The organism is Micromonospora sp. WMMD710, assembly GCF_029626045.1.
Classification (GTDB): Bacteria; Actinomycetota; Actinomycetes; order Mycobacteriales; family Micromonosporaceae; genus Micromonospora.
This window is the reverse complement of record NZ_JARUBD010000001.1, coordinates 2,655,220-2,667,322: the sequence shown is the minus strand read 5'-3', so window position 1 is coordinate 2,667,322 and position 12,103 is coordinate 2,655,220. Positions and strand designations below refer to the sequence as shown.

The following is a 12,103-nucleotide window of genomic DNA, read 5'->3' as shown; positions in this document are numbered from 1 at the left end:
GGCGCGACGGTGGCGGGAACGCGTCGGTCGGACGCGAATGTCGATGATGTCAAACAGCCGGTTATCAGGGGTGGACCAGTCGTGACCGTTCGACAATCGATCGTCTTCAACGGCGACCTCGGCAGCGGCAAGAGCACCGTGTCGGTCGAGATCGCCAACCGGCTCGGCATGCGCCGGGTCAGCGTGGGTGATCTCTATCGGGAGATGGCCCAGCAGCGGCAGATGACCGCCCTGCAGCTCAACCTGCACGCCGAGCTGGACCAGGCCGTCGACGGCTACGTCGACCAGCTCCAGCGCGACATCGCCGCGTCCGGCGAGCGCCTCGTCATGGACTCCCGGCTGGCGTGGCACTTCTTCACCGACGCGCTCAAGGTGCACATGATCACCGAGCCGGGTGAGGCGGCCCGCCGGGTGCTGGCCCGCCCCTCCGGGCCGGCGGAGAGCTACGCCTCGCTGGAGGAGGCCAAGGCCAAGCTCCGCGAGCGCAGCGAGAGCGAGCGCAGCCGGTTCATCGTCCGCTACGGGGTGGACAAGGCGCGGCTGCGCAACTACGACCTGATCTGCGACACCACCCGGGCCTCGGCCGCCGAGGTGGTCGAGCACATCATCGCGGCGCACGAGGGGACGCTCGGCGCCGAGGTGCTGCGCGACGGCCCGCCGCTGCTGCTGCTGGACCCGGCCCGGGTCTACCCGACCGAGGACATCGCCACCCTGCGCGGACTGTGGGACACCGAGTTCGTCGGTGACGTGGCCGAGGCCGGTGACGAGGCCCTCGAACCGTTGAAGATCGGGTTCACCGGCGAGTACTTCTTCGTCGTGGACGGCCACCGCCGGCTCAGCGCAGCCCTGCAGAACGGCTTCTCCCTCGTCCCCGCCCAGCTCGTCGCGGAGGTCGACGAGCCGGTGGTGGGCGGCATGAGCGCCATCGACTACTTTGCCGCGCAGGTGCGCCCCGGCCTGGTCTACGACTGGGAGGCGGCTCACAAGATCCAGCTGCCGTTGCCGGAGCCCGCGTTGCTCGGTGGCGACGCGGTCCTGGCCGGGGATCCGGGCGTCAACGCCTGACCCCCCCTGGGCGGTCCCAGCCCTCGGCGTCGAATCCTCGGCCTGTGCCCTGAGGCCTGAGGGCCTGAGGCCTGCGGGCTGCCGGATGACGCCGGCACCGGGATGATGGAGCCTCCGACGCATCGACGGGGGAGGCCGGCCATGGATGCTGCCGAGGCGCTCACACTGCTCATGTCGCCGCAGGGGCGTGTCGACCCGTACCCGACGTACGAGCGGTTGCGCGCCCACGGGCCGGTGGTGCAGGCGCTGCCCGGCCTGTACGTGGTGACCGGCTATCCGGAGGCCGATGAGTTGCTGCGCGACCCCCGGCTCGGGGTGCTCGACGACGCGCTGCGGGACCAGGTCTGGCCGAACTGGCGGCAGAGCCCGGCGGTGTCGTCGATCGCCCGGTCGATGCTGCGCACCAACCCGCCCGATCACAGCCGGATGCGTCGGCTCGCCGCCGGGGCGTTCAGCCCGCGCCGGATCGCCGGCATGCGGGACGTGGTGCTGGCCCAGGCCGAGGAACTGCTCGACGCGATGGTCGACCGGGCCGAGGACGGCGCGCCGGTCGACGTGCTGGCCGACTTCGCGTACCCGCTGCCGGTGGGGGTGATCTGCGCGCTGCTCGGCGTGCCCGCGGCCGACCGGCCGTTGTTCCGCCGCTGGGCCGGTGACCTGACCGGCGTGCTGGAGCCGGAGATCACCACCGAGGAGTTGGCGGTCGCCGACGCGGGTGCCGCCGAGCTGCGCGACTACTTCGTCGAGTTGATCGTCGCCCGGCGCCGGGCACCGGCCGACGACCTGACCACGGCGCTGGTCCAGGTGCACGACGCCGACGGTGAGCGGCTCACCGGCGACGAGCTGCTGGCCAACCTGGTGGTGCTGCTGGTGGCCGGCTTCGAGACCACCACCAACCTGCTCGGCAACGGGCTCGTCGTGCTGCTGCGTCACCCGGCGGCCGCCGACGCGCTGCGCGCCGACCCCGCGCTCGCCCCGGCGTACGTCGAGGAGCTGCTGCGCTACGACTCCCCGGTGCAGCTGACCACCCGCACCAGCACGGCGCCGGTGCGCTGCGGTGGGCTCGACCTGCCGGCGGGCAGCACGGCGCTGCTGCTGCTCGGCGCGGCCAACCGGGATCCGCGCCGCTTTCCCGATCCGCGCTGCTTCGACCCGACCCGCGAGCAGGCGCACCCGCTGTCCTTCGGCGCCGGCCCGCACTACTGCCTCGGCGCCGGCCTGGCCCGGCTGGAGGCGCAACTGGCGTTCCCGCTGCTGCTGCGCCGGCTGCCCGAGCTGGCCCTGGCCGGGCCGCCCCGGCACCGGACCCGGCTGACCCTGCGCGGCTACGACAGCCTGCCGGTGACGCTGGGCACACCGGCGGTGGTCGATCGCGGTACGCCGGCCGGCGTCCGGCCGGGCACTCCGTAGACTGGTACGGCACCGCTCGTCCCACCCATGAAGGAGCCGTCCCGCGTGACCGTCCAGCCCATCCGTCTTTTTGGGGATCCGGTGCTGCGCACGCCGGCTGATCCGGTGGTCGATTTCGACGTCGAGCTGCGGAGGCTCATCGCCGACCTGACCGACACGATGCGTGAGCAGAACGGCGCCGGCCTGGCCGCCCCGCAGCTCGGTGTGGGCCTGCGGGTGTTCACCTTCGACGTCGACGACGTGCTCGGGCACCTGGTCAACCCGGTGCTCGAATTCCCCGACGAGGAGGAGCAGGACGGCCCCGAGGGCTGCCTGTCGATCCCCGGGCTCTACTTCGACACCAAGCGGCGGCAGAACGTCGTCGCCAAGGGCTTCAACGGCTACGGTGACCCGTTGCAGATCGTCGGCACCGGTCTGATGGCCCGCTGCGTGCAGCACGAGACCGACCACCTCGACGGTGTGCTCTTCCTGGACCGGCTCGACGCCGCCGGTCGCAAGGAGGCGATGAAGGCGATCCGCCAGGCCGAGTGGTACGACTCGGCCGCCCCGCCGGTGGTCAAGGTCAACCCGCACGGTGCGGGCAGTCCCTTCGGTCTGGGTCGGTGACCCGGATGCGCGTGATCTTCGCCGGTACGCCGGCCGTCGCGGTTCCCGCCCTGTCCGCCGTCGCCGCCTCGCGGCACGAGCTGGTCGCCGTGGTGACCCGGCCCGACGCGCCCGCCGGGCGGGGGCGTGGCCTGTCCCGCTCCCCGGTCGCCGAGTGGGCCGACGAGCAGGGCGTCGAGGTGCTCACGCCGGCCCGCCCCCGGGACCCGGAGTTCCTCGACCGGCTGCGCGAGCTGGCACCGGACTGCGTGCCGGTGGTCGCGTACGGCGCGCTGGTGCCGCCGGCGGCACTGGAGATCCCCCGACACGGCTGGATCAACCTGCACTTCTCGCTGCTGCCGGCCTGGCGGGGCGCCGCGCCCGTGCAGCACGCCGTGCTGCACGGCGACGAGCTGACCGGCGCCAGCGTGTTCCAGCTGGAGCAGGGCCTGGACACCGGCCCGGTCTACGGCACCCTGACCGACGAGATCCGTCCCGCCGACACGTCCGGCGACCTGCTGGAGCGGCTCGCCGACTCCGGTGCGGGCCTGCTGGTGGCGGTGCTGGACGCGATCGAGGACGGCACCGCCCGTGCCGAGCCGCAGCCGGCCGACGGTGTGTCGCTGGCACCGAAGCTGACCGTGGACGACGCCCGGGTCCGCTGGGCTGACCCGGCGTTCGCGGTGGACCGCCGGATCCGGGCCTGCACCCCGGCCCCCGGCGCCTGGACCACGTTCCGCGGTGAGCGGGTGAAACTCGGCCCGGTCGTGCCGGTGCCCGACGGGCCGGAGCTGAAGCCGGGGGAGTTGCTGGTGGAGAAGTCCCGCGTGCTGGCCGGTACGGCCACCGTGCCGGTGCGTCTCGGCGAGGTGCGGGCCGCGGGCAAGCGGGCCATGTCGGCGACCGACTGGGCGCGTGGCGTCCGCGTCGGCGCCGGCGAGGACCTCGCGTGAGCGCCCCGGAGGGGACGCGCCCGCCGCGCTCCGGCCCGCCCGCCGGTCGCGGCGCGGACCGCCGGCCGGTACGACCGCCGCTGGACCGGCCGCGCCGCGCGGCGTACGAGGCGGTGGCCGCCGTGCACCGCGACGACGCGTTCGCCAACCTGGTGCTGCCGATCATCCTGCGCGAGGAGGGCCTGTTCGGCCGGGACGCGGCGTTCGCCACCGAGCTGACCTACGGCACCCTGCGTCACCTGGGCACGTTGGACGCGATCCTCACCGACGCGGCCGGCCGGGACGTGGCCCGGATCGACCCGCCGGTGCGTGACGCGCTGCGGCTCGGGGCGTACCAGCTCCTGCACACCCGTGTGCCGGCGCACGCCGCGGTCTCGTCGACGGTGGACCTGGTCCGCTCGGTCGCGCCGGGTGCGACCGGGTTCGCCAACGCGGTGCTGCGGGAGGTGTCGACCCTCGACTCCGACGGCTGGGTGGCGAAGCTCGCCCCGCCGATGGAGACCGACCCGGTCGGGCACCTGGCGGTCGCGTACAGCCACCCGCAGTGGATCGTGCGGGCCTTCTCCGAGGCGCTCGACGGTGATCTGGGCGAGACGGCCCGCCTTCTGATCGAGGACAACGAGCGTCCGCCGGTGCACCTGTGCGCCCGGCCCGGCCTGATCGACCCGGTCGAGTTGGCCGACCAGGTCGGCGGTGCGCCGGGCGCGTTCTCGCCGTACGCCGTCTATCTGCCCGGTGGCTCGCCGGGCGATGTGCCGGCGGTGGTCGACGGCCGCGCCCACGTCCAGGACGAGGGCTCCCAACTGGTGGCCGCCGCCCTGGCCGACGCGCCGCTCGACGGCCCGGACGGGCGCTGGCTGGACCTGTGCGCCGGCCCCGGCGGCAAGGCCGGGCTGCTCGGCGCGCTGGCCGCGCAGCGTGGTGCCCGGGTGACCGCGGTGGAGGTGGCCGAGCACCGCGCCCGGCTGGTGTCCCAGGCGACCCGGGGGCTGCCGGTGGCCGTGCTGGCCACCGACGGCCGTGAGGTCGGCGCGGACCCGAAGCTGCCCGAGGGGCACTTCGACCGGGTCCTGGTGGACGCCCCGTGCACCGGGCTCGGGTCGCTGCGCCGCCGGCCGGAGTCACGGTGGCGTCGCCAGCCATCCGACCTGCCGCCGCTGACCCGGCTGCAACGCGAGCTGCTCGGCGCGGCGCTGCGGGCGGTGCGCCCGGGTGGTCTGGTCGCCTACGTCACCTGCTCGCCGCACACCGTCGAGACGCACGTGACGGTGACCGAGGCGGCTCGCCGCAGCGGTGTGTCGGTGGACTTCGTCGACGCCCGACCGTTGCTGCCGGCCGGTATGCCCGGCCTGGGCGACGGCCCGACCTTGCAGCTCTGGCCGCACCGGCACGGCACCGACGCGATGTTCCTCGCCGTCCTGCGCAAGGGCTGACCGCCGTCCTGCGCGGAGGGCTGACGCACGGGCCGACACGGCACCGCACCCGGCCGACCTGGCCGGGTGCGGTCGTGCGGCCGGTCAGGTGACCGGGAGGCCCTTCGTGCCCGCGTTGCGCAGCGAACGGGTCAGGTCCCGGTCGCTGATCCACAGGAAGCACTGCACACCGCGGTTGCCGTTCTTCCACTCCTGCTCGTACGGCTGGTAGTAGATCGTTCCGGCGCGGAAGTCGAGCTGCGAGTTGTCCGGCACCTTGGCGAACGTCGCGGTCATCGTCTGGCAGGCCCGGTGGGTCCGCTTGGTGGTGCGGGTGAACTCGGCGTAGCTGATGTCCGGGGCCTGCCAGATCCCGACGAACTCGGCGTGGTGCTTGGCGGTGCACGGCACCGGGACCATCTCGTCGATGTCGTCCTTGACGAGCTTCGGGTTGAAGCAGCGGTACGCCAACGGCGCCGCCCCGGTCAACGCCCCCCGGAGGCTGCCGGTGCGCAGGTCGACGGCGGTGTCGTCGATGCTGGCGATCTCGGTGACGTCGCAGCGGTACCAGCGGGCCCCGCCGGTCCAGGCCTGCGGCGAGGGCAGCACGACGGTCAGGCCGAGCCGACCGGAGCGCCAGTCGGCGCCGACGGCCTTGTTGACCTCCTTGTCGCAGCTCGCCTGCGCGGCCCGCATGCCCTCCGAGCCGGGCGGCGGGGGCGTGCCGCGCTCCGCTCCCGGCCCGGTGAGGGTGCCGACGAACATGGTTTCCACCCGGTGCGACTCGGCACACGCCATCGGGTTGTAGCCGGTCAGGAAACCGACCTGCTGGGAGGAGTGGTGGCAGACGTCGGCGGCGGGCACGAACTGCTGCGCCGCGACGGGCGCCGGCCAGTCGTCGGTGAGGTCACGGTCGACTCCGGCCGGTGCGCCACACCCGGCGAGCGCCAGGGCCACCGCCGCGCCCCCGGCCACCGCCGTCAACCACCGTCGCATCGTCGACCTCCCGCCGCTGGTGGCCTCCGGCCGACCCTCGGCTGGTCGGTAGCGCCACGGCGCAGCAGCATACGGCACCGATACTCAGATCGCGGGTAGTCCCTCGGGGCCCGCACCGCGCATCGAGCGGGTGAGTTTGCGGTCGTCGCTCCACAGGAAACACCGCACACCACGGTCGCCCTCCTCCCATTCCCGTTGCGACGGTGGGTAGTAGATGGACCCGGCCCGGTACGGCAGGTCGGCGTTGTTCGGCACGGCGGCGTACCCGGCGATCAGCGCCATGCAGCGTCGGTGCGCCTGCTCGGCGGAGCGGGTGAACTCCACCCAGCTCATGTCCCGTTCCACGTAGACGCCGACGAACTCGGCGCGGTGCGGCTCGGTGCAGAGCACCGGCGCCATGTAGTTGAGGTTGTCGCCGATCAGCTTGGGATCGAAGCAGCGGTGGGTGAGGGGGGCGTCGCCGATCAGTGCTCCGCGCAGGCTGCCGCTGCGGTTCACCGGCCGGGTGTTGTCGATGCTGTCGGTCTCGCTCAGGTCGCAACGGAACCAGCGGGCGCCGCCGGCCCAGGCGGGCGCCGAGGGCAGCGCGAGCGACAGGGTGAGCCGGGCCGTGTGCCAGTCGCCGCCGAGCATCTCCCGGGCCCGCTGGTCACACTCGCCGCGGGCGGCGCGCAGCGCCGGTGAGCCCGGCCCGGGTCGCGCCCCGGCCTTCGCAGCGGGGCCGGTGAACGCGCCGACGTGGATCGACTCGGCCAGGTGGCTGCGCGCGCAGTCCACCGTCTCGTACGTGCTGGCCTGCACGATCGAGGTGATGCGGGGCAGGCAGGTGTCGGTGGCGGGGGTGAACGGCTTCGGGGCGCCCAGTTCGGGCCAGTCGTCGGTCAGATCACCATCCGCGCCTCGCGCCGGACCGCAGCCGGCCAGCAGCACCGTCGTGACGCAGGCCAGCGCCAGCACTGGAAGCCACCGTCGCATCGTCCGCCCTCCCGGGAGCTGACGGCCGGTCACCGCCCCCGCGGCGAAACCCCGGCGGGCGTGCAGCCTAAGGCACCATCCCCGTTGGAGTGTCGTCGCGTTTCCGTCGATCGGCCAGTCGCTGATGTCTCTTCGTCCGGATTCACCGGACCGGGTCGACCAATTCTGCACCACTGGTCACTGCCGCATCACAGCGCGTCGGAGATGGTGCCGCGATGCGGGCGGCGGGTGACCGCGTTCGTACACTGGCCCCGTGACCGTACCGCCGCCGATCGTCGCGCCGAGCATCCTGGCCGCCGATTTCGCCCATCTCGCCGAAGAGGTCCGTGCCGTCGAGGACGCCGCGGACTGGCTGCACGTGGATGTGATGGACAACCATTTCGTGCCGAACCTGACCATCGGGCTGCCCGTGGTGCAGAGCATGCGGGCGGTCACCGAGATGCCCTTCGACGTGCACCTGATGATCGAGGATCCGCGTCGGTGGGCCCCCGGTTACGCCGACGCCGGGGCGTACAACGTGACGTTTCACGCCGAGGCGTGCGACGACCCGGTGGCGTTGGCCAAGGACCTGCGTTCGGCCGGCGCGAAGGCCGGGCTCGCCATCGACCGGGACACTCCGATCGAGCCGTACCTGGACCTGCTGCCCAGCTTCGACACCCTCCTGATCATGACGATCAAGGCGGGCTTCGGCGGCCAGCGGTTCATCCCGCAGTTGCTGGACAAGGTGCGTGCCGCCCGCCGGCACGTCGACGCCGGGCACCTGGAGCTGCGCATCGAGGTGGACGGCGGGATCGCCGCCGACACCATCGAGCAGGCGGCGTCCGCCGGCGCCGACGCGTTCGTGGCCGGCACCGCCGTCTACGGCGCCGCCGACCCGGCCCAGGCCGTGCGGCACCTGCGGGCACTGGCGGAACGCGCGACCGCCGGGGCCTGAGATGGATCCGGACGGCGACCGCAAGGACATCATCCTCGTCGTCGACGACGACGACGACATCGCTCGTTTCGTCGAGTTCAACCTGCGGCTGCACGGCTTCGACGTCATCCATGCCAGCGACGGCCAGGAGGCCCTGGAGGTCATCGAACGGCAGCGGCCCGACCTGGCCGTGGTCGACCTGATGATGCCCCGGATCGACGGGCTGGAGCTGACCCGGCGGCTGCGCGCCGACCCGATGACCTCCGCCCTGCCGGTGATCATGCTGACCGCGAAGGGCATGACCGTGGACAAGGTGCACGGGCTCAGCGCCGGTGCCGACGACTACCTGGTCAAGCCGTTCGACACCGCCGAGCTGGTGGCCCGGGTCTCGTCGACCCTGCGCCGCAACAAGGAGTTCCGGGAGGTCTCCCCCCTGACCGGGCTGCCCGGCAACAGCCGGATCCGTCGGGAGATCAGCGACCGGGTCCGGCAGGGTGTGGACTACGCGGTCGGCTACATCGACATCGACCGGTTCAAGAGCGTCAACGACCGGTACGGCTTCGTGCGCGGCGACGACTTCATCTCCGCGCTGGCCCGCAGCCTGCATCGGGCCGTGGTGGCGGTGGGTCTGCCGCCGGCCTTCCTCGGCCATGTCGGCGGCGACGACTTCGTCATCGTCTGCGCTCCCGACCAGGTCCGTCCGTTGACCTCCCGGGCCGTCGTCGACTTCGAGAAGTCGGCCGACACCCTCTACGACCCGACCGACCGGGAGCGGGGCTTCGTGGAGCTGAAGGACCGGCGCGGCGCCATCCGCCGGGCCGCCCTGGTCACCCTCTCCATCGGGGTCTCCCTCTCCGACGCCGGCAAGCGGTTCACCGACCCTCTGGAAGCGATCGCGGTGGCCTCGGAGATGAAGACGGTGGCCAAGAGTCAGCCCGGGTCGTACGTGGCGGTGGACCGGCGGCGCGGCGTCACCTGAGGCGTGATTCCCGCTGTGAAGTAGCTCGCCTAGAAGGTGTCGGAGCCGGAGAAGCGTGTAAGACTTCCGGTGTACCCACCACGCGCTGGCGGGACTCGGTGAAATTCCGAACCGGCGGTGATCCACGGTCCGACCGTGGTCAGCCCGCGACCCGGACGGCTCTGTCGTCCGGTGGACCTGGTGAAAATCCGGGGCCGACGGTTGGGGGCGGTTCGTCCGCGCCCAGACAGTCCGGATGGGAGACAGCGCGCGGGACGGACGGGTCCGAGCCGGCCGCTAGCGTCAGCGTGCCGTGCCGACCCCCCGGGGCGGCCCTGCCGTTCCCGGAATCCGCCACCGCCTGCCCGCGGCCCATGCCGCCTCCCTGACCGCCCGCGCGCGGACCGGCGAGTGAGAGGGCAGGGAAGCGCGATGGCCAGCGTCTCCGTCGATGAGGCGATGCGGCGTGCGATCGAGCTGGCCGCACGTGGGCTGGGCACGACCAGTCCCAACCCGGTGGTCGGCTGCGTGCTGCTCGACGAGGACGGCCAGGTCGTCGGGGAGGGTTTCCACGCCTACGCCGGCGGGCCGCACGCCGAGATCGTCGCGTTGGCCCAGGCCGGGCAACGCGCCAAGGGCGGCACCGCGGTCGTCACTCTGGAACCCTGCAACCACACCGGTCGCACCGGCCCCTGCAGCACCGCGCTCGTGCAGGCCGGCGTCGCCCGGGTGGTCATCGCCGTGCCCGACCCCAACCCGGTCGCTTCCGGCGGTGCCGCCACGTTGCGCTCCGCCGGGGTCCGGGTCGATCTGGGGGTACGCGGCGACGAGGCGCAGGCCGGCAACATCGCCTGGCTGACCTCGATGCGCCGGGGCTGGCCGTACGTCATCTGGAAGTACGCCGCGACGCTGGACGGCCGGTCCGCCGCGGCGGACGGCACCAGCATGTGGATCACCTCGGAGGCGGCCCGGATCGACGTGCACGCGCTGCGCGGCACGGTCGACGCGGTCATCGCCGGGGTGGGCACCGTGCTCGCCGACGATCCCCGGCTGACCGCCCGCAACCTGCGCGACGGCAGCCTGGCCATCCGGCAGCCGCTGCGGGTGGTGGTGGACAGCTCGGGGCGTACCCCGGTCGACGCCCGGGTCCGCGACGGCGCCGCACGGACGTGGATCGCGACCGCCGCCGAGGTCGGCGCCGACCCGGACGGCCGGGTCGACCTGCCGGCGCTGCTCGCGGCGCTGCACCAGCGCGGGGTCCGCGCGGTGCTGCTGGAGGGCGGCCCCCGACTGGCCGGCGCGTTCCTCGCCGCCGGCCTGGTCGACAAGATCGTCGGGTACGTCGCGCCCCGGCTGCTCGGCGCCGGCCCGACCGCTCTGGTCGACGCGAAAGTGACGACCATCGCTGAGGCGATCGATCTGGAGTTCGTCGACGTTACGCAGGTCGGTCCGGATCTCCGGATCACCGCTTTGCCCCGGAAAAGGGAGGGCTGACATGTTCACCGGCATTGTCGAGGAGTTGGGCGAGGTCGTCCGGGTGACTCCCACGGCGGGCGATTCGGCGCTGGTCGCCGTCCGCGGTCCGCTGGTCACCTCCGACGCCCGCCACGGCGACTCCATCGCGGTCAACGGCGTCTGCCTGACCGTCGTGGAGGCGACCGACGGCGTCTTCACCGCCGACGTGATGGGCGAGACGCTGCGCCGCTCCGCGCTGGGCGCGCTGCGCCCCGGCGACCCGGTCAACCTGGAGCGGGCCGCCGCACTGGGCAGCCGACTCGGCGGGCACCTCGTGCAGGGCCACGTGGACGGCGTCGGTGCGGTGATCTCCCGCGAGCCGGCCGAGCAGTGGGAGACCGTCCGGTTCCGGCTGCCGGCCGCCCTGTCCCGGTACGTGGTGGAGAAGGGCTCGATCACCATCGACGGCGTCTCGTTGACCGTGGCCGAGGTGGGCGCGGACGAGTTCGCCGTCGGGCTGATCCCCACCACGCTCAAGCTGACCACGCTCGGCGCGAAGGGCGTCGGCGACCCGGTCAACCTGGAGGTCGACGTGGTGGCGAAGTACGTGGAGCGGCTGCTCGGCACCCGGCTCACCGAGGCCGGGGAGGTGGCCTGATGGGCGCCCTCGGTTGGCTGCTGGACGCCCAGGTGCAGATCGCCGGCTCGCCGGTGCTGGTCCGGGAGATCGTCGGCAACGTGTTCGGGCTGGTCTCCGCGCTGCTCGGGCTGCGCCGGGTGGTCTGGGCCTGGCCGGTCGGCATGATCGGCAACGCGCTGCTGCTCACCGTCTTCCTGGGCGGGGTGTTCGCCACCCCGCAGGCACACGACCTGTACGGGCAGGCCGGCCGGCAGGTGTTCTTCTTCGCGGTCAGCGTCTACGGCTGGTGGCGCTGGCGGCGCAACCGTCGGGCCGACGCCGGGCACGCCGCGGTGCAGCCGCGGTGGGCCACCGGCCGGGAACGGCTGGCGATGCTGCTGGCCGCCGCCGTCGGCACCGCCGCGGCGTACCCGGTGCTCGCCGCGCTGGGGTCCTGGGGGCCGCTGCCGGACGCCTGGATCCTCACCGGCAGCCTGCTGGCCACCTACGGCATGGCCCGTGGCTGGGTGGAGTTCTGGCTGGTCTGGATCGCGGTGGACGCGGTCGGTGTGCCGCTGCTGCTGCGCGGCGGGTTCTACCCGTCGGCCGTCATGTACCTCATCTACGGCGCCCTCTGCGCCTGGGGCTTCGCCGCCTGGTGGCGCACCTCGCGCGCCGCCCGGCCGGCCGCCGCCCGTACGCCCATCTACACGGAGGCCGTGGCATGAGCGAGCGAATCATCGATGTCGTGGTGGGTCATGC

Annotated in this window: 12 protein-coding genes and 1 riboswitch; of the genes, 10 read left to right on the top strand and 2 right to left on the bottom strand. The window is 73.2% G+C overall.

Annotated elements, in window-relative coordinates; all coding sequences use genetic code 11:
• Window positions 1-81: 81 nt before the first annotated feature.
• From O7620_RS12250 to O7620_RS12230, 5 genes are all read left to right on the top strand, one after another.
• On the top strand, window positions 82-1,065 hold the full coding sequence (locus tag O7620_RS12250) for an AAA family ATPase (protein ID WP_151487778.1): 984 nt from the start codon (window positions 82-84) through the stop codon (window positions 1,063-1,065).
• Between the two features lie 141 nt (window positions 1,066-1,206).
• Entirely contained in the window at window positions 1,207-2,475 is a 1,269-nt protein-coding gene (locus O7620_RS12245) for a cytochrome P450 (protein WP_278123120.1), read from the top strand.
• Between the two features lie 45 nt (window positions 2,476-2,520).
• Complete coding sequence (gene def / locus O7620_RS12240; RefSeq protein WP_278123119.1) at window positions 2,521-3,081, top strand: peptide deformylase; 561 nt, start codon at window positions 2,521-2,523, stop codon at window positions 3,079-3,081.
• 5 nt (window positions 3,082-3,086) lie between these two features.
• Window positions 3,087-4,013 carry a methionyl-tRNA formyltransferase gene (fmt, locus tag O7620_RS12235; RefSeq protein ID WP_278123118.1) on the top strand — a complete coding sequence of 309 codons (927 nt, stop codon included), beginning with the start codon at window positions 3,087-3,089 and terminating at the stop codon, window positions 4,011-4,013.
• Entirely contained in the window at window positions 3,968-5,446 is a 1,479-nt protein-coding gene (locus O7620_RS12230) for a transcription antitermination factor NusB (protein WP_278126971.1), read from the top strand. The genes fmt and O7620_RS12230 overlap by 46 nt, the downstream gene beginning before the upstream one ends.
• 84 nt (window positions 5,447-5,530) lie before the next feature.
• Here the strand turns inward: O7620_RS12230 and O7620_RS12225 are convergent, their stop codons facing one another.
• Entirely contained in the window at window positions 5,531-6,421 is an 891-nt protein-coding gene (locus O7620_RS12225; RefSeq protein WP_278123117.1) for a septum formation family protein, read from the bottom strand.
• A gap of 84 nt (window positions 6,422-6,505) precedes the next feature.
• Window positions 6,506-7,396, bottom strand: a complete 891-nt coding sequence (locus O7620_RS12220) for a septum formation family protein (RefSeq protein ID WP_151487772.1) — start codon at window positions 7,394-7,396, stop codon at window positions 6,506-6,508.
• A 253-nt stretch (window positions 7,397-7,649) separates the two neighbouring features.
• Here O7620_RS12220 and rpe point away from each other — a divergent pair, with 253 nt between their 5' ends.
• The 5 genes from rpe to pnuC all read left to right on the top strand — a co-directional run bounded on the left by rpe (window position 7,650) and on the right by pnuC (window position 12,069).
• Window positions 7,650-8,330, top strand: a complete 681-nt coding sequence (rpe, locus tag O7620_RS12215) for a ribulose-phosphate 3-epimerase (protein WP_278123116.1) — start codon at window positions 7,650-7,652, stop codon at window positions 8,328-8,330.
• A gap of 1 nt (window position 8,331) precedes the next feature.
• On the top strand, window positions 8,332-9,288 hold the full coding sequence (locus O7620_RS12210) for a response regulator (RefSeq protein WP_151487770.1): 957 nt from the start codon (window positions 8,332-8,334) through the stop codon (window positions 9,286-9,288).
• An 80-nt stretch (window positions 9,289-9,368) separates the two neighbouring features.
• A riboswitch (FMN riboswitch) is annotated at window positions 9,369-9,539 on the top strand.
• A gap of 160 nt (window positions 9,540-9,699) precedes the next feature.
• Window positions 9,700-10,761, top strand: coding sequence for a bifunctional diaminohydroxyphosphoribosylaminopyrimidine deaminase/5-amino-6-(5-phosphoribosylamino)uracil reductase RibD (ribD, locus tag O7620_RS12205; protein ID WP_278123115.1), 1,062 nt, complete (start codon window positions 9,700-9,702; stop codon window positions 10,759-10,761).
• Window position 10,762: 1 nt separating this feature from the next.
• Window positions 10,763-11,380, top strand: a complete 618-nt coding sequence (locus O7620_RS12200) for a riboflavin synthase (RefSeq protein ID WP_151487768.1) — start codon at window positions 10,763-10,765, stop codon at window positions 11,378-11,380.
• Window positions 11,380-12,069, top strand: a complete 690-nt coding sequence (gene pnuC, locus O7620_RS12195) for a nicotinamide riboside transporter PnuC (protein ID WP_278123114.1) — start codon at window positions 11,380-11,382, stop codon at window positions 12,067-12,069. The genes O7620_RS12200 and pnuC overlap by 1 nt, the downstream gene beginning before the upstream one ends.
• Window positions 12,070-12,103: the final 34 nt, after the last annotated feature.

Bases quoted from the DNA above. Each gene is read 5' to 3' on its own strand.
- O7620_RS12245 (WP_278123120.1), top strand. From the start codon at position 1,207: ATGGATGCTGCCGAGGCGCTCACACTGCTCATGTCGCCGCAGGGGCGT.
- fmt (WP_278123118.1), top strand. From the start codon at position 3,087: ATGCGCGTGATCTTCGCCGGTACGCCGGCCGTCGCGGTTCCCGCCCTG.
- O7620_RS12225 (WP_278123117.1), bottom strand. From the start codon at position 6,421: ATGCGACGGTGGTTGACGGCGGTGGCCGGGGGCGCGGCGGTGGCCCTG.
- O7620_RS12220 (WP_151487772.1), bottom strand. From the start codon at position 7,396: ATGCGACGGTGGCTTCCAGTGCTGGCGCTGGCCTGCGTCACGACGGTG.
- O7620_RS12210 (WP_151487770.1), top strand. From the start codon at position 8,332: ATGGATCCGGACGGCGACCGCAAGGACATCATCCTCGTCGTCGACGAC.
- ribD (WP_278123115.1), top strand. From the start codon at position 9,700: ATGGCCAGCGTCTCCGTCGATGAGGCGATGCGGCGTGCGATCGAGCTG.
- O7620_RS12200 (WP_151487768.1), top strand. From the start codon at position 10,763: ATGTTCACCGGCATTGTCGAGGAGTTGGGCGAGGTCGTCCGGGTGACT.
- pnuC (WP_278123114.1), top strand. From the start codon at position 11,380: ATGGGCGCCCTCGGTTGGCTGCTGGACGCCCAGGTGCAGATCGCCGGC.